The following is a 21,255-nucleotide window of genomic DNA, read 5'->3' as shown; positions in this document are numbered from 1 at the left end:
CGCGGTTGGTGATTTCGGTGTGCACCACGACCGCGCGCTCACCGCTTTCCAGCGTGTAGCCGGCGGCGCTGAACAGGAAGTCGGCCGGGTCCTGGACTTCGAGCAGTTGCACGGTGAGCTGCTCGCCTTCCAGCCCCTTTGTCTCCATGACGTCCCCGGTGCGGCCCTGCTTGCCGACCGGCCCCGGCGGCGCGGCCGGTTTGTCGTCGCCGCGGGCCCACGAGGAGCTCTGAGGCGGACCCCAGGTGCTCATCACCGGGTCCGGTGCCGGCAGTGGTTGCTGCTGCTGAACGGGCTGCGACACTGGTGCCGGCGGCGCGAACTGCTGGTTTGGCGGCGGTCCCTGGCGCGGGGGAAGCGGCCGGACCATGCCGCCGTTCGGCGGTACTGCGGGCGGTCCCGGGTACCGGCCGGACGGGGTGCCTTGGACGGTGTTGTAAACCCCGGACGGCGTTCCCTGAACACTGTTGTAGACGCCGGAAGGGGTGCCCTGCACGGGGTTCTGCTGGGGCGGGATGCCGCTCGGCGGACCCTGGTGCTGCTGCTGCTGGTAGGGCGCCTGCTGCTGCGCGTTGGGGGACCACGGGGCCGCGATCGCCGCGCGCAGGCCGTTCGGGTCGCTTTCCACACCCACGAGCAGCGGGAGCCCGCTCCCGGACAGCGCCACCAGCCGGTAGGCGACCTCGCGGGGGTCCATGCCGACCTTCGCCGCGAGTTCGTGGACGGCTGCCTTGCCCAGCTCCGCCAGGGCGGCGAGCAGTCGGGCATCCACGGGATCTGTCACAGGCACTCCGCGAACGCTACCGCCTCGGGTCGCCGTCCGCGCCGAAGCCCGGTCCACCGTGCCGTGTCGCGACGCCGTGTCGCGACGAAAGTGCCCTTCGTCAGCTGGGTGCCTCCTCTAGGGTTGACGCTGTGTCCACCGTCGGCCACTTGGCCGGAGGTGTCCGCGAAGCCGTCCGACGAACCATGGGGATCAACGATGACCGAAACCGCCGCCCTTGCCGACGAGTTCATGGAAGCCACGTTCGACAGCGAACCCCTGCTGCCGCCGTTGCTGGGCATTCCTTCGGACCGTGGTGGCCTGGGCGACTTCAGCGACGAAGCCGAGCAGGCGTACCGGGCGCGGCTGGCGAGCGTCCTCGAGCGCGCCCGCGCCCTTGACGAGGCCGAGCTCAGCGCGGTCGACCGGATCACCCGCGAGGTCGTGCTGGACCAGGCGCAGAGCTCGATCGATCAGATCGACACGCGGCTCGCCGAATTCACTGTCAGCGACATGTTCGTTTCCCCCGCCGCAGGGCTGCTCTCGACGCTGCCGATGCTCTCGCTGGAGGGTCCCGGGCAGGCCGACGCGCAGCTGGTCCGGCTGGCCGCCATCCCGGAGTACCTCCAGCAGGTCGTCCAGCGGCTTCGCGACGGCATCGCGGCAGGTCGGCTTCCGGTCGCTCACTTGGTCGACGCCGCCATCGCTCACGCCGACCGCTACCTCGCGACTCCTGACGCGGACCCGCTGCTGCGCCCGCCTGCGCCGGACGAGGAGTTCGGACGACGTCGCGTCCAGCTGCTCGAAGACGTCGTGCGCCCGGCGTTCGCGGCCTACCGCGACGCGCTGACCGCCGAGATCGCGCCGCACGGCAGGCCCGCGGACAAGCCCGGCGTGTGCTGGCTGCCCGAGGGCAAGGAGATCTACCGCAAACTCGCGCGCAAGCACACCACCACCGACCGCACCCCGGACGACCTGCACGCCACCGGCCAGGACCTGATCGCGCGGCTCGCCGACGAGTACCGCAACCTCGGCGCGCGGGTGTTCGGTACGCGGGACCTGCCGGACATCTTCCACCGGCTGCGCACCGACGCGTCGCTGCGCTGGACCAGCGCGGACGAGCTGCTGGACAGCGCTCGTTCGGCGATCTCGCGGGCCGCGGCCGAGGCGCCGGCTTGGTTCGGCAAGATCCCGCCGCAGCCGTGGACCGTCGAGGCGGTCCCGGCCGAGTCCGCGCCCGGCGCGCCCGCGGCGTACTACATGCTGCCCGCGGCGGACGGGTCCCGGCCAGGGGTGTACTTCGCGAACACCCATGAGGCCACCGAGCGGTTCCGGCACTCGTCCGAGGCGACGGCGTTCCACGAGGCCATCCCCGGGCACCACTTCCAGCTGAGCACCGCACTCGGCCTCACCGATCTTCCGCTCCTGCGGCGGATCGGCGACTTCAACGCCTACATCGAGGGCTGGGGCCTGTACTCCGAGCGCCTGGCGAACGAAATGGGCTTGTATTCCGACGACGTCGCGCGGCTCGGCATGTTGACGCTGGATTCGATGCGGGCGGGCCGTCTCGTGGTCGATACCGGCCTGCACGCGCTGGGTTGGAGCCGCCAGCAGGCGGTGGACTACCTGGTGGACAACACTCCGATGGCGCAGGTCGAAATCGAGTCGGAAATCGACCGATACATCGCGTACCCGGGGCAGGCGCTGTCGTACATGGTCGGCAGGCTCGAGATCCTGCGGATCCGCGAGTCGGCGGAGAAGGCCCTCGGCGAGCGATTCGATATCAAGGCGTTCCACGACCTCGTGCTCGGCGGCGGCCCCTTGCCGCTTTCGGTGCTCGCCACCGTCGTCGCGGAATGGGCCGAAGCGTGACCGCGGTCAACGATCTCGCCGACGAGCTCGTCGGGTTGTGGTTCACCGCGGACCCCGTGCTGCGGTCGTTCTTCGGACTCCCCGGTGACCACGATCGTCTTGCGGACCTGAGTGCGGCTGCGGAAGCGCAGATCAGGGCCGCCTATGTCGGCTTGGCTTCGCGAGCTGAAGCGCTTGAGGGGCTTTCGCCGGGCGACGCCGTCACCCGCGACGTCGTCGTCGGGCAGGCCAGGGTCGCGGTCGACCTCATCGACGGCCGCGCGCTGGAGTTCGCGGTCAGCGACGGGTTCAGCGCGCCCGCGCTGCAGATATTCTTGTTCCTGTCGGATCTGAAACTCGGCGACGAACAGAAGGCCGCGGGTTATCTGGCGAGGCTGGCCGCTATTCCGTCCTATTTGGACACCGTGGCGGACCGTCAGCGCGCCGGATGCGCGGACGGCCTGGTGCCGCCGGCGTTCCTTGTCGACGCGGGTATCGCCTACATCGAGCGCTACCTGGCCGCGCCGCACAGCGATCCGCTGCGTCTCGACGCCGTCGGGGCGGGCGAAAGCTACGCCGACGAGCGGGACAGGCTGCTCGCCGACGTCGTCCGCCCCGCGTATGCGAAGTATCGCGACTTCCTCGCCGCGGAGCTCAAGCCACACGGACAGCCCGAGGACAAGCCCGGGATGTGCTGGCTGCCCGGTGGCGACGAGAAATACGCGGGGCTGATCCGGGCGCACACGACCACCGACCGGACGGCGCAGGACCTGCACGACACCGGGGTCGGTATCATCGCCAGGCTGGCCGGTGAGTACCGCGAGCTGGGGGAGCGGACCTTCGGGACGACCGACCTCGGGGAGATCTTCGACCGGCTCCGCACCGACCCGGAGCTGCGGTGGACGAGCGGCGAGGAGCTGCTCGATTCGGCGCGCGAGACCATCGCTCGGGCTGAAGCTGCTGCGCCGCAATGGTTTTCCCGAATCCCTGACCAGTCCTGTGTGGTCACTTCGGTGCCCGAGGCGGAGGCTCCCGGCGGAACGTTGGCCTACTACAACCCGCCCGCGCTCGACGGTTCGCGCGGTGGCACGTACTTCGCCAACACCTACCAGGCGGAGGAGCGGTCGCGGCATCTCAGCGAAGCGGTGGCGTTCCACGAAGCCGTTCCAGGCCATCATTTCCAGCTGTGCGTCGCGCAGGGGCTGACCGAGTTGCCGCTCGCCCGGCGGATCGGCGAGTTCACCGCGTACGCCGAAGGCTGGGGCCTCTACGCGGAACGCCTGGCCGACGAGATGGGCCTCTACTCCGACGGTATCGCCAGGTTCGGCCTGCTGACGCAGGATTCGATGCGGGCTGGACGGCTGGTTGTCGACACCGGCCTGCATGCGCTGGGCTGGAGCCGTCAGCGAGCGGTGGACTACCTCGTCGAGAACACGCCGATGGCGAAGGTCGAGATCGACGCCGAGATCGACCGGTACATCGCCTGCCCCGGCCAGGCGCTGGCGTACATGGTCGGACGCCTGGAGATCGAGCGGAACCGCGCGAAGGCCGAGCAAGCCCTGGGCGACCGGTTCGATATCAAGGCGTTCCACGACCTCGTCCTCGGCGGTGGCGCCCTGCCGCTGTCGGTCCTGGACACCGTCGTCTCGGACTGGGTGACCGGGCTCGCGTGACACGGACTCGTGAGCGTTCCGGCCGGTTCTAATCGGCCGGAACGGCCATGAGTCCTAGACCCGGCCCGCACCCACGCCACGTATTGACAACTCGTCAACAACTGGCATTATTGGCGTGTGACCAGCATGAGCCTTTCCGGCGAGCGCCAGGCCTTTGTCGATGCCGTCCGCGACTTCTGCCGGCGTGAGCTCGGCACGCGTGAGCAGCGGCTCGCCGCCACCGACGGCGGACGGCACCCGCACAGCCAGACGATCTATCAGAAGATGGCGGACCTCGGCTGGCTCGGCGTCAACCTGCCGTCGGCGTACGGCGGCTCCGACGGGGGAGCGGTCGACCTGACGCTGTTCCTCGAGCACACCTCGTACGGCCTCGCGCCCATCGGCGGCTTCGCGACGTCGATCATCGTGGCCGCGGCGTACGAGAAGTTCGGCACCGAGGCGCAGAAGAACGACGTCCTCGCCGGCGTCACCCGCGGCCGCGTGCAGTCGATCTCGATGTCCGAGCCGGAGGCGGGCTCCGACGTCGGCGCGCTGGTCTGCAAGGCCGAGCGCGTCGACGGCGGGTTCGTGGTCAACGGCCAGAAGACCTGGTGCTCGGCCGCGCACTTCGCGGACAACATCCTGCTGGTCGCGCGGACTTCCACCACCGGGAACAAACACGAGGGCCTGACGATGTTCGGTGTGCCGGCCGGCGCGGACGGCCTGGTGATCAAGGGTATCGACACCATGGGCGGCAAGGAGGTCAACGACCTCTACTTCACCGACGTCTTCGTGCCCGAAAGCGCGGTTCTCGGCGACGTCGGCCAGGGCTGGCCGCAGCTGATGGCCGGGCTCAACTCCGAACGCCTGATCCTCGCCGCCAACAGCCTCGGCCGGGCGAAGCGCGCGTTCGACGACACGCTCGACTATGTCAAGCAGCGCAAGCAGTTCGGCCGTCCGATCGGGACGTTCCAGGCGCTGCGCCACCGGCTCGCCGACCTCGCCACCGAGCTCGAGGCCACCAGCCTGCTCGTGCGGCATACCGCCGAGCTGGTCGACGAGAACCCCGGCAAGCTCTTTCCCCGCGAGGCGTCGATGGCCAAGCTCAAGGCCACGGAGCTGTCGAAAGCCGTTGCGCTGGAAGGTATGCAGATGCTGGGCGGGTACGGTTACGCCACGGAGTACGGAATGGAGGCGCATCTGCGGGCCACGGTCGTGTCCACGGTGTACGGCGGCACCAGCGAGGTGCAGCGGGACATCATCGGCAAGACTTACGGTCTTTAGAGCGCGCGGCGAGAGGGACAGCATGAGGATCGGGACCCAGATCAACTACGCCGACGGGTTCGCCGAGAGCGTGGCCGACGTCGTCGAGCTGGAGAAGGTCGGGCTCGACATCGTGTTCGTGCCCGAGGCGTATTCGTTCGACGCGGTGAGCCAGCTCGGTTACCTCGCGGCGAAGACCGAGCGGGTCGAGCTGGCGTCGGGCATCTTCCAGATCTACACCCGGACCCCGAGCCTGACCGCGATGACCGCCGCCGGGCTCGACTTCGTCTCGGGCGGCCGGTTCACCCTGGGCATCGGCGCGTCCGGCCCGCAGGTGATCGAGGGTTTCCATGGCGTCAAGTACGACGCGCCGCTGGCCCGTACCCGCGAGCTGGTCGACATCTGCCGCCAGGTGTGGCGCCGCGAGCGGGTCGTCCACGACGGGAAGTACTACCAGATCCCGCTGCCCGAGGGGCAGGGAACGGGGCTCGGCAAGCCGCTCAAGCTGATCAACCACCCGGTCCGCGAGCGCATCCCGGTCATGCTCGCCGCGCTCGGGCCGAAGAACGTCGCCATGACGGCTGAAATCGCCGAGGGCTGGGAGCCGATCTTCTTCCACCCGGAGCGGGCTGCTGACGTCTGGGGCGCGTCGCTGGCCGAGGGGAAGGCCAAGCGCGACCCCGCCCTCGGCGAGCTGGACACCGTCGTCGGCCTCGGGTTGGCGATCGGCGACGACGTCGACCACCTCCTCGACAACCTGCGTCCCCAGCTGGCGCTGTACATCGGTGGCATGGGTGCGCGCGGCAAGAACTTCTACAACACCCTGGCCTGCAGTTATGGCTATGAAGCCGCGGCAAAGGAGATCCAGGACCTCTATCTCGACGGCAAGAAGGAGGAGGCGGCCGCGGCTGTCCCCGCCGACCTGCTGCGCGCGATCTCGCTGGTCGGCCCGGCCGGGTACGTCAAGGAGCGGGTGGCAGCTTTCGCCGAGGCGGGGGTCACCACTCTCGCGGTCAACCCGCTGCTCCCCGGACGCGAAGCCCGCGTCGACGCCGTTCGGACCCTGCGGGAGCTTGTCGTATAAGAATTGTTACTTTCCGCTATGAAACCGGCGGCTGTCGGTAGTTGGGGCTAGAGTGATCCTGCGGTCGTGGGGGTCGCTCACCGAACAACGTGCTGCTGGGATGCGCCGCTGAACGGTCCAGGTGCAGTGACCGTTGTCACGGTTCCGCATGGGGAAGCGATTCTTCACGCAACGGGCCCCGCCTTTCGGCGTCTACCGAATGGGGGCCTGACGCTGAGGCAAGGAGGTCAGACAGTGGTGCGCCGAGTGGTCGCGGGAGTCACAGCCCAGGTCGGGGTTCTCGACGTGGGGTCCTTCAGCGCGCGCTTGGTGGTCCTCCGGCGTGGTGGCTCGCCGCTCGAGCCGCTGCTGACCCACCAGACCAAGCTCCGCCTCGATCGTGAACTCGACTCCTCGGGGCGGCTGAGCAAAGCCGGGATCGCTGCGGTCACCGCGGCCGTCGAGGCGGCGAACACGGTCGCGGCCAAACACGGCGTCTCGCACGTCTATCCGCTCGCGACGTCGTCGATCCGGGACGCGCGCAACGCCGACGCCGTGGTCGCGGAGGTCGCGCGCGCCACCGGTACCGAACTCAAGTTCCTGTCCGGCCGTCGTGAGGCCGAGTTGGCCTATGTCGCCGCCCGGCGCTGGTACGGCGCGTGCGCCGGGCCGCTGCTGGTGCTCGACATCGGCGGTGGGACGGTCGAGCTCGCCGCGGGCGGCGACGAGGAGGCCGGGTTCGCGCGGTCACTGCCACTGGGTGCCCGCTCGATGACCCGGGACTGGCTGCCGCACGAGATGGCGTCCCCGAAGCGCATCAGCGCGCTGCGGGCTCACGTCCTCGACGAGGTCGGCGACGCGCTCCACGATGTCCTGCCGCTGATCCGCGAGCATCGCGCGGTCGGCTGCTCGAAGGTGCTCGGCCAGCTCGCGCGGCTGGCCGGTGCCCGCCCGCAGCGCACGACGTCCGAGCTGCGGCTGGACGACCTGCGCACGTGGATCCCGCGGCTGGCGGTCATGCCCGCGGCCCGGCGCGCGGAGCTCCCCGGCATCTCACGGGTCCGCTCGCACCAGGCGCTCGCCGGCGCGATCATCGCGGAGGCGCTGCTGACGGTGTCCGGCGGCCAGGTGTCGATCTGCCCCTGGTCCACCCGCGAAGGGCTGCTGCTGGGCATGCTCGACGGCCGTTCCCCCGGACGGCCTTCCAAACGCGACGCGGCTTGACGGCGCCTCACGAGTCAGACGTGACAGCCGCGCCGAAACCGGGTATTCCGGGAGCATGAGCAAACAGCCGGAGCGGCGCAGCGAGCCGGACGAGAACCTCACCACCGACTTCCCGTCGGTCCCCAACCGCGATGTGGGGACTGACGGCACGAACGACGTCGACCTGCCTGCCAATACCGACGAGGACGTGCCCCGCCTGCCAGAACCGCCGGGCTAGTGTCGCGGCTGGGTTACTCCGGAGTCTGGTCGGGTCCGACGCCCGCCTGGATCCGGGCGGTGCCGCGCCGCACGGGTGCTCGCCCGGGCGGCTGGTGGACCGGGAGCGGGGTCTCGAAGGCCGGGATCGGCAAGGTGATCGGCTCCTCACCGATGGTGACCGGTTCCCCGTGGTGGGTGATCTCCACGGACCTGCCCTCGAGTACCCGGTAGGTCGCTTCGAGGTCGAGGATTTCGACCTCGACCCGGCTGCCGCGCAGGCAGAGCCGGAACGCGATGCGGTCGAGTTGGCTGGGCAGCCTCGGCGCGAAGGACAGCTTCCCGCCGTGGTCCCGCAACCCGCCGAACCCGGCGACGGTGCCCATCCACGCGCCCGCGAGCGAAGCCATGTGCAAGCCGTTGCGGACGTTGTTGTGCACGTCGTGCAGGTCGGTCAGCGCGGCCTCGGCGACGTAGTCGTAGGCGAGGTCCAGGTGGCCAGTTTCGGCGGCGATCACCGCTTGCGTCGCCGCGGACAACGACGAGTCCCGCACGGTGCGTGCCTCGTAGTAGGCGAAGTTGCGCGCCTTCTCCTCCGCGGTGAAGGAGTCGCCGCACAGGTGCAGCGCCAGCACCAGGTCCGCCTGCTTGATGACCTGCTTGCGGTACAGGTCGAAGTACGGGAAGTTCAGTAACAGCGGGTAATGCCCCGGGGTGCAACTCGCATAGTCCCATTCCGCGTGCCGGGTGAAGCCCTCCGACTGCGGGTGGACGCCGAGCTCTTCGTCGTAGGGGATCACCATGGCGTCGGCGGCCTTGCGCCAGTCCGCTGTTTCGGCCGCGGTCACGTCGAACCGCGCGGCGATGTCGGGGTTCCGCTCGGTCGCGTCCGCGGCCGCCCGGAGGTTCCGCTGGGCCATCAGGTTCGTGTAGACGTTGTTGTCGGCCACCGCGGAGTACTCGTCGGGGCCGGTGACGCCGTCGATGCGGAATCCGCCGTGCGCGTCGTGATGGCCGAGCGAACTCCAGAGCCGGGCCGTTTCCAGCAGGATCTCGGTGCCGCATTCGCGGTCGAAGTCGGTGTCGGAGGTCGCGGCGAGATAGCGCACGACGGCGTCGGAGATGTCGGCACTGACGTGGAACGCGCCCGTCCCGGCCGGCCAGTACGCCGAGCACTCGGCGCCGCTGATCGAGCGCCACGGGAACGCGGCGCCCTTCAGCCCGAGCTGGACGGCGCGTTCCCGCGCCTTGTCGAGCGTGGTGTGGCGCCAGCGCAGCGCGTCCCTCGCGGCGTCGGGGATCGTGTACGTCAGCACGGGGAGGACGAACGTTTCGGTGTCCCAGAAGGCATGGCCGTCGTACCCGGGGCCGGTGAGGCCCTTGCCGGGGATCGCGCGGCTTTCCCCGCGAGCCCCGGCCTGGAGTAGGTGGAAGAGGGCGAACCGGGTCGCCTGCTGGAGTTCGAGGTCGCCGTCGATCTCGACGTCGGCCGTCGCCCAGAACTCGTCGAGGAACTTGCGCTGCTCGGCCAGCAGGCCCTTCCACCCGGTCTGCCGCGCGCCGGCGAGGGCGGCCTCGACCTGGGCACGCAACGCGGGGATGGACCGCTGCGCGGACCAGCCGTAGGCGAGGAACTTCGTGATCCGCAGCCGCTGGCCCTTGGGCACGTCCACCGCGACGGTCAACCGCGCGAGGTCGTCCTCGGCGTGGATCCGGGCGCGCAGACCGTCGTTGACCTCGATCTTGTGGTCCATCGCGGCGGCCATCCGCAGCCCCGACGTGCGGGCGCGGTGGACCAGCACGGCCTGGTAGTCGGTCGAGGCCGCGAACTCCGAGACCAGCGGCGACTCCAGCGCGGCGGCGACGCGAGGGTCGCTCGTGTCGGACTCGATCGGTTCGTTGGCCAGCAGGTCGGACTGGACGACGAGCTGCAGGTCGTCGTCCAGCGGCTCGACCTCGTACCGGATCGCGGCGACCGCGCGCTGGGTGAACGACACCAGCCGCTCGGTGTGCACCCGCACGCGGCGGCCCGTTGGCGACGTCCACTCCGTCGTGCGGGCCAGCGTGCCCGAGCGGAAGTCGAGGACGCGGTTGTGCTTCGTGGCGGCGCCGTAGCGCATGTCGAGGGGTTCGTCCTCGACGAGCAGCCGGATGATCTTGCCGTCGGTGACGTTGATGACCGTCTCGCCGGCTTCGGGGTTGCCGTAGCCGGTTTCGGCGTAGGCCAGTTCATGCTGCTCGTAGAAGCCGTTGAGGTAGGTGCCGGGCAGGCCGCGGGGCTCCGCCTCCTCCAGCGTCCCGCGCAGTCCGATGTGGCCGTTCGACAGCGCGAACGTCGACTCGGAGCGCTGCAGCGCGTCGACGTCCATGCCCCGCCAGCGCAACTCCCACGGTGAGGTCTCGTACCCGTGCGTCACCTCTGTCATGCCTCCTCCAGGAGATCCGCGAGGTCGTCCACCACGATGTCGGCGCCGTGGGCGCGGAGCTCGTCGGCCTGGTCTGCCCGGTTCACGCCGACGACGTAGCCGAAGTTCCCGGCGCGTCCCGCCTGGACGCCGGACAGCGCATCCTCGAACACAGCCGCGTTCTTCGGTTCGACGCCGAGGGCTTTCGCGCCGGCGAGGAAGGAGTCCGGGGCCGGCTTGCCGCGCAGGTTGTCCCGTTTGAGCACGAGACCGTCGATGCGAGCTTCCACGAAGGGGGTGATTTCGGCCGCTGCGAGCACCTTCTCACCGTTGGCCGAGGACGTGACGACGGCGATCCTCAGCCCGGCGTCCTTGGCTGCCTGGAGGTACCGCATCGAGCCCGGGTATGGGTTGACGCCGCGTTCTTCGATGATCTTCAGGACGAGTTCGTTCTTGCGGTTACCGACGCCGTTGACCGTGTCGGTGTCGCCGCTGTCGTCCGAGTCGCCTTCGGGAAGCGTGATGTCGCGCGACTCGAGGAACTTGCGGACCCCGTCTGCGCGTGGGAGCCCGTCGACGTATTCGGCGTAGTCGTGGTCGGTGAATTCACCGAAGCCGTCGCCGTCGCGTTTGCGTAGGAATTCGTCGAAAGTCTGTTTCCACGCCTCGCGGTGTAAAGCCGCTGTTCCGGTCAGCACCCCGTCGAGATCGAACAGGCAGGCCGAAATCTCATCAGGCAATCCGATCATGTGGCAAACCGTACCGGCGAGACGAAGGAGGTGCGAGATTACGGGGCAGAATCACGTCGTATCCCGGTACGGCGGTGGATGTATAACGACCTATACGTCTCGGCGTGCGGGAACTGCCCACGGGAGCGCGTCAAGTGCACACACGGCGGGTGCGGAGCCAGGTGTACCAGGTGGAGAGGTTTTCCCCGGTGGTGGCGGAGACGGGGAGGACGGTGACGCCGGGGTTGACCTTGCGGGCGTCGCGAAGGAAGTCGTCGACGTCGAAGTCGACATAGGGCAGCAGGTCGATTTTGTTCAGGAGGATCAGGTCGCTGCCGGCGAACATGTGCGGATACTTCAGCGGTTTGTCCGGGCCTTCGGTGACCGACATGACCACCGCACGGTGGGACTCGCCGAGGTCGAACAGGGCCGGGCAGACGAGGTTGCCGACGTTTTCGATGAACAGCAGCGAGTCCCGCGGCGGCGCGAGGGTTGCCAGGGCGCGGTCGAGCATCTCGGCGTCGAGATGGCAGCCGGCGCCGGTGTTGATCTGCACGACCGGCGCGCCGGTCGCCTTGATGCGCTCGGCGTCGAGCAGCGTCTCCTGGTCGCCCTCCACGACGGACACGGTCAGTTCGCCGGCCAGGTCGAGGATGGTCCGCGTCAGCAGCGTGGTCTTGCCGGAGCCGGGGGAGCTCATCACGTTGATCGCGAGGATTCCCTTGTCCTGCAGTGACTTCCGGTTCACCTCGGCTTGCCGGTCGTTCTTGGCGAGGACGTCGTGTTCGAGCGTCACCGTCCGTGTCTCCGGGGCGTGCGAGTGTTCGTGTTCATGGGGATGGGCATGCCCTGGTTCGCTCACCCGTACGCCGGTCTCGTCGGAACATCCGCAGGTCGCGCACATCGTCAAAGCACCTCCACTGACTTGATCCGCAGCCGGTCGCCCGCCAGGACCTCGACGTTCGCGCTGCCGCACGGGCAGAGCCGGATCATGTCCTCGAGCTGGAATTCCCCCGCGCAGTCCCGGCAGCGCCCGGCGCCCGGCACCTCGTCGATGTCGAGGCCGGCACCCTCCAAAGTGGTCCCGGTGCAGAGCACGTCGAAGCAGAACCGGACCGAATCCGGGACCACGCCGGAGAGTTTGCCGATCTCCAGCCGCACGCCGAGCACCGTCGCGCCGTCCATCTTCTCGATGACGGCGTCGACGATGCTCTGGGTGATGGACAGTTCGTGCACGGTTCAGCAGATCCTCGGCAGCGGGTCGCCGACGAGCAGGTCGACGATCCGGGTGCCGCCGAACGTCGTGTTCAGCAGTACCAGGCCGGGTGGGTCTTCGGCGACCCGCCCGATGATCGCGGCGTCCGTGCCGAGCGGGTGCGCCCGCAGCGTCGCCAGCGCGTGTTCGGCCTGGGCGCCGTCGACGACCACGACGATCCGGCCTTCACAAGCGACGTACAGCGGGTCGATGCCAAGCAGTTCGGACGCGCCGCGGACCTCCGTCCGCACCGGGACGGTCTTCTCGTCGACGACCACTGCCACATCGGCGGCCTTGGCGATCTCATTGAGGATGGTCGCGACCCCGCCGCGGGTCGCGTCACGCATCGCCCGCACGCCAGGGACGGCGGCGAGCAGGTCCGCGACCAGCCCGTGCACCGGCGCGGTGTCGGATTCCAGGTCCGCGTCGATGTCGAGTTCGCCGCGGGCGAGCATGATCGTGACGCCGTGGTCCCCGATCGGGCCGGACACCAGGATCGCGTCGCCGGGCCTGGCCTTCGCGACCCCCAGTTGCCCCGGGTTCATCACGACGCCGACGCCGGCTGTGTTGATGTAGCAGCCATCGGCTTTGCCGCGCTGGACGACCTTCGTGTCGCCGGTGACGATCTGCACCCCGGCGGCCTCCGCGGCGATCTTCATCGACTCGACGATCTTGGTCAGGTCCTCGATCGGGAAGCCTTCTTCGAGGATGAAGCCCGCACTGAGGTACAACGGTTTCGCGCCGGACACGGCGAGGTCGTTGACCGTGCCGTTCACCGCCAGATCCCCGATGTTGCCGCCGGGGAAGAACAGCGGGGAAACCACATAGGAATCAGTGGTGAGCGCGAGTGAAGCGCCGTTGATGGTGAACTCGGCGGCGTCCTCCAGCGGTTCGAGCAGCGGATTCCGGAACGCGTCGAGGAAAATCGCTTCGATGAGTGTCTGCGTGGCCTTTCCGCCCGCGCCGTGCGACAGCGTGATGCGCTCCTCGCGGACTTTCGCCCGACGACGTCGTGCCTTGTCGATCCGGTCGAGCACCGCCTGCTCGCGCTCGGGCGTGGTGACCGGTAGTGGAATTCGGGTGCGGCGTTCAGTTTCCGACGTGCTCATGCTGGCTTGCCTCCCTGACGCGCTTGCGGCTGAACCGCCCGAAGTTGTAGTACGCCGCGCAGGCGCCTTCGGGGGAGACCATGCAGGTGCCGATCGGGGTCTCCGGGGTGCACGCCGTCCCGAACACCTTGCATTCCCACGGTTTCAGCACGCCTTTGAGCACTTCGCCGCATTGGCAAGCCTTCGGGTCGGCGACTCGCACGCCTGGGACGTCGAAAATCCGTTCCGCGTCGAACTGGGCGTACTTCTCCTTGACCGCCATCGCGGAATGCGAAATGAAGCCGAGTCCGCGCCATTCGAAATACGGCCGGAGTTCCATCACTTCGTTGATCGCCTTCAATGCGACCATATTGCCGTCCCACGGCACGACCCGCGAGTACTGGTTCTCGACTTCGGACCGGTCTTCGGCGAGCTGCAGCATCAGCATGTAGATCGACTGCAGGATGTCCAGCGGTTCGAAACCCGCGACGACGACCGGCTTCCGGTAGTCCCGCGCGATGAACTCGTACGGCCGGCAGCCGATCACCGTGGAGACGTGGCCCGGCCCGATGAACCCGTCCAGGCGCAGGTCCGGGGAGTCGAGGATCGCCTTGATAGCCGGGATGATCGTGACGTGGTTGGCGAAGACCGAGAAGTTCTCGATGCCTTCCTGCGCCGCACGCAGCAGGGTCATCGCCGTCGACGGGGTGGTGGTTTCGAACCCGATCGCCATGAACACCACGCGCAGGTCCGGGTTCTGGCGGGCGATCTTCAGGGAGTCCAGTGGGGAGTACACCATCCGGATGTTGGTGCCCTCGGCGTTGGAGTCGAAGAAGTTCCCGCCGGACCCGGGCACGCGCATCATGTCGCCGAACGAGGTCATCAGCACGCCGGGCTGCCGGGCGATGTGGATGGCGTCGTCGACCCGGCCCATCGGGATCACGCACACCGGGCAGCCGGGCCCGTGCACGAGCGTGATGCTTTCGGGCAGGTAGTCCTCGAGGCCGTGCTTGTAGATGGTGTGCGTGTGCCCGCCGCACACCTCCATGAACTTGTAGTGCCTGCCCGGTTTGCACAGACCGGTGATCTTCGCGGACAGCGCTCGGGCCTTGTCGGCGTCGCGGAACTCATCGACGAAACGCATTTGCCCGCCTTCCTAGTCGATCCGGGATTCGGTGAGCGCGGCGAGTTCGTCCTCATAGGCCTTCCCGATGCTCTCCAGGAAGTCCATCGCCGCCTTGGCTTCCACCTCGTCAATTTTGGACAGTGCGAAGCCGACGTGGATGAGGATCCAGTCGCCGGGGACGGGCGGGTCGTCGTCGAGCAGCCCGATGTTGATGACCCGCTTGACCCCGCTCACCGCCACCTTCGCCAGGTCGGGGCGGTCTTGGGAGATTTCGATGATCTCACCGGGTATGCCGAGGCACATGCTGCTCACCGTCTTCTTAGTGGGAAGGACTACATCCGGCTCATTTCGAGGTACCGCTTGACATCCGGTTCGACCAGCTTGGCCACGTAGCCGGCGGCGCCGGCCAGGCACAGCAGGAGAAACAGGCGCTTGAACATCTCAGACCTCCGCTTTCGTGTGGTGGTCGGGCACGTGTGGGCTGGTTCCCCAGGCGAGGTCGGTGACCAACCGGACCGCCTCGCCCACCGCGTCGGAAACCGGCGCGCTCAACCCGATGCCCTCTTCGACCGTCGCCGGCTCGCAGCCGACGACGAGGACCCGCCCGGCGTCGCCGCCGAGCATCTTCAACAGCCGGAACACCGCGTCCGGTTGCATGCCGTGCGCGTCGAGCGCCGGGTTCACCGGCAGGTCGCTCATCGCGTCGGGCTCCAGCAGGTAGACCGTGCCCGGTGCTTCACCCCGCGGCAGGGCGTCGATCAGGATTGTCGTGTCGTAGCCGCCCATCAGGTCGTAGGCCAGGTGCATCCCGCGGATGCCGTAGTCGGCGATCTGCACCCAGTTCGGCAGGGTGACGTCCTCGAGGGCGTGCGCGACTTCGACGCCGAACCCGTCGTCGCGCAGGAAGATGTTGCCGATCCCGGCGACCAGCACACGTGGCCTCATTCGGTGACCTCCAGGGGTTGGATCTCGTCGGGGGAGAAGTACCGGAAGCGGCCGTGGGTGGTCTGCAGGTCCGCGCCTGGATCGTCGTCCAGCGTCACCGCGACATACCGGTCACCGTCTACATCGGACAAGACGGCGCGTACGGTGGCGACCAGTCCGGTGAGGAACATGTCCTGCGCGTCGGCCCGCTTGAGTTCGGGACGCAGTCTGACCTTCGACCCGTTCGCGACCGCGATTCCGGCCACGACGACGCTGTCGGTGCCCGGCGAAACGGACGCGTCGGCGCCGGGATCCCACCACGGCATGTCGGGTTTGGCCGTGATGTCGGTGAGTTCGCGCAGGTCGGCGTCCGGGTCGGACCGCTCACCGGTGACCGCGCGGAGGTAACGCACGGTGCCGTGCAGTCGGTCGAGCAGCTCCTGCGGCATCGAATCGACCCGGTCGACGATCTCCCGCGCCCGGGGGTCGGTCGCGCGCGCCTGCCGCTTCTCGTCCTCGGTCAGGGTCATCGTGCGCAGCGTCAGGATCTCGTCGATCTCCGTCCCGTCGAACAGCTCGCCCTGGCTTTCCTCGGCGATGGCCGGGTTGTCGTAGAGGATGATCGGCGAGGCGAGCATCGCCTCGCTGCGGAAGTTGTCGCCGATCAGCACCGGCCACACCCGAACGTTGACGCAGGCCTCGACGGCCGGTTTGGCCCACTCCGGCGGCTCCAACATGGACAGGAAGTGTCCGGAGTCGACGGACAGGACCAGGTGCGCCGCCAGCAGCGCGTGATGGAGTGCCTGCTCCCTGGTGGCGCCGGGTTCGGTCCAGGTGCTGGTGTTCTTCAGGTCGACGCGCAGCCGGACACCGCCGAACGGGCCGTCGAGCGAGTCCAGGCCGACGGTCATCGTGCCGGTCAGCATCTGTGTCCGGCGAAGCAAGCGGCCGACGCCGAGATCTTCGACGTCTTCGCTGCCCTCGACGTCGAACGGCAACTCGACGCGCCCGGCAAGGAGATCCGCGGCTCGGAACACCCCGTCGATTTCGCGCTCGACGGCCTCGTCCCAGGTGGTGTACTCGGTGTGGCCGACGCTGAGTGAGTCCACTGTCCGATAACCGTCTCCGTCGCGCTCCTGCACGATCCGGGCCTGTGCCTGCAGAAAGCGGAGCTTGACGTGCAACGTCGTGTGCGAACCGGGTTCCAGCAGGCACTCGGTGTGCGAATCGGCGTACTCGCCGGTGTCGTCGCTGGCGAACGATGGCGGCATCAGCACGCCCCACTGCCAGCGGACCTTGTTCTTTCCGGCCGACGCGCGGTATGGATAGAGCAGGTAGCCCTCGTAAAGCACGGCGTCGCCGACGGCCTTCGCCTGCTCGCGCGCGGTCATCATGGCGCGGCTTCCCCAGCTTGGGCGAGGAGCTTCTCCATCGCCGCGTCCCAGGAAATGATGGCGTGTTTGGCTTTGTAGCGCATGAGCGCGTCGATGGTGTCGTGCGGCAGCCGGATCCAGCCCTCATTGGGGAAGTACAGGTTCATCATCTGCTGCCAGGTCTCGATCGGCATGCGGTAGTCCGCTTCGAGGTGCCAGGGGACCTGGTCGACCCAGAAACCCTGCTGGCCCTTGCTGAACGCCGTCCCGCTGAACAGGAGAACGAACGGCACGATCCCGTCCTCCAAGGCGTGGAAGTATTTGCCGGTGGCCACTTCGAGGTCGTAGGTGCAGGGCACGGGCACGTCTATCTCGGTCGAGCCGATGAAGCTCGGCACCATCGCGGACACCATGGCGAACTGCAGCGGTTTCAGGGTTTCGGCCCAGCGGGACGGGTCGCCGAACAGGTACGTCAGTAGCTCCGACTCGTCCGGGTTGTAGCGGCGGCGCTGTGGTTCGATGCGGATCTGCACGCGCAAGGCGATCGCGTGGATCGGAGTCGCGCTGTTCTCGATGATCCGCAGGCGGAAGATCATCGTCGGCGAGGTGCCGTAGCGTTCGGGGTGGACGTCGACGCACTCGATCGTCAGATCAGCCATCATTCGTCCCGACCCGCGTCGCGCGTTCCCGCAACCGCTCGAAAAAGCCGTCGATGGCCTGCCATGCCTCGCTGCCGCCGTCGAATCCGCGCCAATGCAACCGGACCAAGCCGACCAACTCGTAGCAGACGTCGATGGGAACCAGGAAGCACTCGAACCCGTCCTCGTTTTTGTTGATCAACAACGCTTCGACGTCGGGTGACACCGTGGACAGTTCGGAGTTGCTTTCGAGCATCTCCGTCCACGCGCCCAGCGGGAGCAGTGACTCGGTGGCGCCGGCTGGGCTGGGATAGAACGCGACAGTGGTGTCGAGCACCGAATTGCGGAACAGAAACGCCATCCGGACCGGGATGCCGATGGACTCCCAGAGCGCGGCCCCGAGCGCGAACGACGGCGCGTGCAAGTAGCGCTCGGGAACCGCGCGATGCCGTTTTCCGCCGGCACCGTCGTGGGTGAACAGCAGGTAGCAGCCTCGGCAGGTGCACATGATCGCCCGCGACTCCAGGTCGATCACATGCGAATGCTCCTCGGTGACGGGTTCGGTGCACATCTCGCAGCGTTCGCCGGGTTTGGCACGCTGGGCCGGCTGCAGGAACCGCCGAAGTCCGCTGCTCGTCATAGGGCGTCCTCCGGAACCGGGCATTCGATGGCCTGCAACGGCAGCAGCGGACGTCCACCCGGCCCGGTCGCCGCGGGTGTCTCCTCGACGACCCCGGCGACGTCGATATCGCTGATCTCCGGGGCGGCCGCATGGATCGCTTTCTCGATGGCGTATTTGACGGTCACCGTCGACGACGGGCAGCCGTCGCAGGTTCCCTTGAGCTGCAAGCGAAGGACGCCGTCTTCGTCCACGCCGATCAGGTCGACATCGCCGGCGTGCGAACCGAGGTACGGCCGCACCTTGTCGAGCGCTTCGGTGACCCGTTCCAGCACGGTCTTCGGATGGAGGTCGTGCAGGACGAGGAGTCCCTTCACGAGGTCGTCGGTGGCGAGCATTTCCAGTAGGTGCTCACCACCGACGGTTTCCCTGATGAGGTCGACGATCCGGGTCAGCCCGGTGCCGTAGAACTCGAGCAAGGTGTGGACGAGGTCCTCGGTCTTCTCCACAATGGACCGTTCGGCGGTGGCCTCCAGCTCACTGAGGATCTGCTCGATCCGCTCGCCGATCATGGCGACGTCGGGCGGTGGTGCTTCTTCCGACTGGACCATGTCCGGCTGCGCCATGGCTTTCCTTTCCTCGAACTTCTAGAACTCGGCGGAGAAGGCGTGCGGGGTGTGCATCTTCTCCAGTACCTTCCCGTTACCGGTGTACATGTGGACACCGCAGGGCAGGCACGGGTCGAAACTGCGCACCGCGCGCATGATGTCGATGCCCTTGAAGTTCTCCTGTGTGTTCTCCTCGAAGATCGGCGTGTTCTGCACCGCGTCCTCATAAGGCCCTGGAGTGCCGAAGGAGTCACGCACGCTGCCGTTCCACGGGGTCGGCGGGTACGGGTGGTAGTTCGCGATCTTGCCGCCCTTGATCACCATGTGGTGGGACAGCACCCCGCGGACCGCTTCGGTGAACCCGCAGCTGACGCCCTCATCGGGCACCGTGAACTTCTCCCACGTCTTCGTGTGCCCGGCACGGACCTCGGCCAATGCCTTCTCCGCGAAGTGCAGCGCGATTGCCGCCGCGTAGACCTGGAAGTACGTCCGGGCACGGTTGCGCTCGAGCGCGTTGCTCCATTTCGGAATCTTCCACTCGAAGGTCACCTCGGGCTTCGTGGCAGTCCGCGGCAGGTTGAACACCACGCTGTGCCCGGTCGACTTGACGTAGTCGGTGTCGACCAGGCCGGCCAGCGCCGTCGTCCACAGTCTCGCGAGCGGCCCGCCGCCGGTGTCCAGCGCAAGGTAGTCCTTCCCGTCGAACCAGCGCGGCGACATCGTCCAGGAGTACTTGTCGTCGAAGTCCCGTTTCTGCGGCCGCGGGATGGTGTGCTGGTTCCACGGATGACGTGAATCGACCGGGTTGCCCAGCGGGTCGTTCGTGACGAACTTCTCCTGGCCTTCCCAGTCCTCGTAGAAGGAACTGCCGAGCAGGATCCGGATGCCGAGGTTGATGTCGAGAAGGCTGGTGGTGACCAGCTTGCCGTCGACCACGACTCCGGGCGTGACGAACATCTTCCGGCCCCACGCCTCCATGTTCTCGTAGGTGAAGTCGCAGTGGTCGGGGTCGTTCAGGCTGCCCCAGCAGCCCAGCAGGATGCGCCGCTGGCCGACCTGCTCGTACCCGGGAATGGCTTCGTAGAAGAAGTCGAACAGGTCGTCGTGCATCGGCAGGCAGCGCTTCATGAACTCCACATAGCGCATGAGCCTGCTGAGGTAGTCGGTGAACAGCTGGATCGTGGCCACCGTGCCGACCCCGCCGGGGTACAAAGTGGACGGATGCACGTGCCTGCCTTCCATCAGGCAGAACATCTCTCGGGTGGACCGGCTGACCTGTAGTGCTTCGCGGTAGAACTCGCCTTCCAGCGGGTTGAGCGAGCGCATGATGTCACCGATGGTCTTGTAACCGTGTTCGGCGGCATGCGGGGCCTCGGTCCGGTTGGCCAGCTCCAGCACTCCGGGGTTGGTCTCCCTGACCATCTTCTCGCAGTAGTCGACCCCGACCAGGTTCTCCTGGAAGATGTTGTGGTCGAACATGTACTCGGCGGCTTCGCCGAGGTTGATCACCCATTCACCGAGGTGCGGCGGCGCCACCCCGTATGCCATGTTCTGGTTGTACACCGAACACGTGGCGTGGTTGTCCCCACAGATCCCACAGATACGACTGGTGATGAAGTGGGCGTCGCGCGGATCCTTACCCTTCATGAAGATGGAGTACCCGCGGAAGACCGATGAGGTGCTGTGGCACTCGGCCACCGTGCGCGCCGCGAAATCGATCTTGGTGTAGATACCGAGACTGCCGACGATCCGGGTTACCGGATCCCACACCATCTCGGTGAGTTGCCCTTTTGCAGCTCCTGCGCTGCCATGCCGTGGTGCGGTGGTTGTCATCGTCTAGATGCCTTTCTCGAGCCGGTCGGCGATCACCAGGACGGCTTGTAGCCGGTTTCGAGCGTGCGGCCCTTCTTGCGCCACTTGGGCTCGGTATCGGTCTTCTTAAGCGTGATATTGCGCAGCGACCGAATGACCGAGCCATAGGCCAGACTTGCGGTCCCCGAAACCAATGAACCCGGAGGCGCGTCCATGAACGGCATGAACTTGTCCGGGAAGCCGGGCATGGTGCAGCCGATGCAGATACCGCCCACATTCGGGCAACCACCCACACCATTGATCCAGCCCCGCTTGGGCACGTTGCACTTCACTACCGGGCCCCAGCAGCCGAGCTTTACCAAACACTTCGGTGAGTCATAGGTACTGGCGAACTCGCCCTGCTCGTAGTATCCGCCTCGGTCACAACCCTCATGCACGGTAGCGCCGAACAGCCACTGCGGACGCAGGTGCTCATCCAACGGGATCATCGGAGCCTGCCCGGCAGCCTGGTACAGCAGGTACAGGATCGTCTCCGACAGGTTGTCCGGGTGCACCGGGCAGCCGGGCACACAGACGATCGGGATACCTGCCTTGGACTTCCAGTCCCAGCCCAGGTAGTCCGGCACGCCCATGGCACCGGTCGGGTTTCCCGCCATACCGTGGATACC

At 67.5% G+C, this 21,255-nt stretch carries 18 protein-coding genes and 2 pseudogenes; 5 read left to right on the top strand and 15 right to left on the bottom strand.

All coding sequences use genetic code 11. The features are described 5' to 3' along the window. A partial coding sequence (locus JWQ81_RS38025) for an AsnC family transcriptional regulator (protein ID WP_297549458.1) occupies positions 1–790 on the bottom strand: 790 nt, incomplete at its 3' end. A gap of 192 nt (positions 791–982) precedes the next feature. Here JWQ81_RS38025 and JWQ81_RS38020 point away from each other — a divergent pair. From JWQ81_RS38020 to JWQ81_RS38000, 5 genes and pseudogenes are all read left to right on the top strand, one after another. Continuing rightward, positions 983–4,287, top strand: a pseudogene (locus JWQ81_RS38020) (DUF885 domain-containing protein). Between the two features lie 126 nt (positions 4,288–4,413). Continuing rightward, the gene (locus JWQ81_RS38015; protein ID WP_297549465.1) at positions 4,414–5,550 is read left to right on the top strand and encodes an acyl-CoA dehydrogenase family protein; all 1,137 of its coding nucleotides are present in this window, start codon (positions 4,414–4,416) and stop codon (positions 5,548–5,550) included. A gap of 22 nt (positions 5,551–5,572) precedes the next feature. Further along, the gene (locus JWQ81_RS38010; protein WP_297549457.1) at positions 5,573–6,613 is read left to right on the top strand and encodes an LLM class F420-dependent oxidoreductase; all 1,041 of its coding nucleotides are present in this window, start codon (positions 5,573–5,575) and stop codon (positions 6,611–6,613) included. A gap of 234 nt (positions 6,614–6,847) precedes the next feature. After that, complete coding sequence (locus JWQ81_RS38005; protein ID WP_297549455.1) at positions 6,848–7,816, top strand: exopolyphosphatase; 969 nt, start codon at positions 6,848–6,850, stop codon at positions 7,814–7,816. 55 nt (positions 7,817–7,871) lie between these two features. Then, positions 7,872–8,033: a hypothetical protein gene (locus JWQ81_RS38000; protein ID WP_297549453.1), complete on the top strand. Its 162-nt coding sequence runs from the start codon at positions 7,872–7,874 to the stop codon at positions 8,031–8,033. Positions 8,034–8,046: 13 nt separating this feature from the next. Here JWQ81_RS38000 and JWQ81_RS37995 read toward each other — a convergent pair whose 3' ends face one another. The 14 genes and pseudogenes from JWQ81_RS37995 to JWQ81_RS37930 all read right to left on the bottom strand — a co-directional run. Next, positions 8,047–10,437, bottom strand: coding sequence for a glycosyl hydrolase family 65 protein (locus JWQ81_RS37995; protein ID WP_297549452.1), 2,391 nt, complete (start codon positions 10,435–10,437; stop codon positions 8,047–8,049). Continuing rightward, positions 10,434–11,165 (bottom strand): HAD family phosphatase, encoded by a 732-nt coding sequence (locus JWQ81_RS37990; RefSeq protein WP_297549450.1) that lies wholly within the window; start codon positions 11,163–11,165, stop codon positions 10,434–10,436. The genes JWQ81_RS37995 and JWQ81_RS37990 overlap by 4 nt, the downstream gene beginning before the upstream one ends. Positions 11,166–11,295: 130 nt before the next feature. After that, complete coding sequence (hypB, locus tag JWQ81_RS37985) at positions 11,296–12,048, bottom strand: hydrogenase nickel incorporation protein HypB (protein WP_297549448.1); 753 nt, start codon at positions 12,046–12,048, stop codon at positions 11,296–11,298. 2 nt (positions 12,049–12,050) lie between these two features. Continuing rightward, positions 12,051–12,380: a hydrogenase maturation nickel metallochaperone HypA gene (gene hypA, locus JWQ81_RS37980; RefSeq protein WP_297549447.1), complete on the bottom strand. Its 330-nt coding sequence runs from the start codon at positions 12,378–12,380 to the stop codon at positions 12,051–12,053. Positions 12,381–12,383: 3 nt separating this feature from the next. After that, complete coding sequence (gene hypE / locus JWQ81_RS37975; protein ID WP_297549445.1) at positions 12,384–13,508, bottom strand: hydrogenase expression/formation protein HypE; 1,125 nt, start codon at positions 13,506–13,508, stop codon at positions 12,384–12,386. After that, positions 13,489–14,631: a hydrogenase formation protein HypD gene (gene hypD / locus JWQ81_RS37970; RefSeq protein WP_297549443.1), complete on the bottom strand. Its 1,143-nt coding sequence runs from the start codon at positions 14,629–14,631 to the stop codon at positions 13,489–13,491. Before hypD ends, hypE begins: the two co-directional genes overlap by 20 nt. A 12-nt stretch (positions 14,632–14,643) precedes the next feature. Continuing rightward, a complete protein-coding gene (locus JWQ81_RS37965) occupies positions 14,644–14,916 on the bottom strand; it encodes a HypC/HybG/HupF family hydrogenase formation chaperone (RefSeq protein WP_297549462.1) in 273 nt (90 codons plus the stop codon). 138 nt (positions 14,917–15,054) lie between these two features. Beyond that, positions 15,055–15,558, bottom strand: coding sequence for a hydrogenase maturation protease (locus tag JWQ81_RS37960; protein WP_297549441.1), 504 nt, complete (start codon positions 15,556–15,558; stop codon positions 15,055–15,057). Then, a complete protein-coding gene (locus tag JWQ81_RS37955; RefSeq protein WP_297549460.1) occupies positions 15,555–16,928 on the bottom strand; it encodes a hypothetical protein in 1,374 nt (457 codons plus the stop codon). Before JWQ81_RS37955 ends, JWQ81_RS37960 begins: the two co-directional genes overlap by 4 nt. Then, on the bottom strand, positions 16,928–17,569 hold the full coding sequence (locus tag JWQ81_RS37950; RefSeq protein WP_297549439.1) for a DUF6084 family protein: 642 nt from the start codon (positions 17,567–17,569) through the stop codon (positions 16,928–16,930). The genes JWQ81_RS37955 and JWQ81_RS37950 overlap by 1 nt, the downstream gene beginning before the upstream one ends. Next, the gene (locus JWQ81_RS37945) at positions 17,562–18,188 is read right to left on the bottom strand and encodes a DUF5947 family protein (protein WP_297549437.1); all 627 of its coding nucleotides are present in this window, start codon (positions 18,186–18,188) and stop codon (positions 17,562–17,564) included. The genes JWQ81_RS37950 and JWQ81_RS37945 overlap by 8 nt, the downstream gene beginning before the upstream one ends. Further along, positions 18,185–18,793 carry a NifU family protein gene (locus JWQ81_RS37940; protein ID WP_297549436.1) on the bottom strand — a complete coding sequence of 203 codons (609 nt, stop codon included), beginning with the start codon at positions 18,791–18,793 and terminating at the stop codon, positions 18,185–18,187. Before JWQ81_RS37940 ends, JWQ81_RS37945 begins: the two co-directional genes overlap by 4 nt. A 21-nt stretch (positions 18,794–18,814) precedes the next feature. Then, positions 18,815–20,608: a nickel-dependent hydrogenase large subunit gene (locus tag JWQ81_RS37935; RefSeq protein ID WP_297549434.1), complete on the bottom strand. Its 1,794-nt coding sequence runs from the start codon at positions 20,606–20,608 to the stop codon at positions 18,815–18,817. 32 nt (positions 20,609–20,640) lie between these two features. Further along, positions 20,641–21,255: pseudogene (locus tag JWQ81_RS37930) on the bottom strand (hydrogenase expression protein HypE); the annotation flags it as partial.

It is taken from the genome of Amycolatopsis sp., from assembly GCF_025464955.1.
Classification (GTDB): domain Bacteria; phylum Actinomycetota; class Actinomycetes; order Mycobacteriales; family Pseudonocardiaceae; genus Amycolatopsis.
The sequence above is the reverse complement of the archived record's forward strand: the minus strand, read 5'-3'. Positions and strand labels throughout refer to the sequence as shown.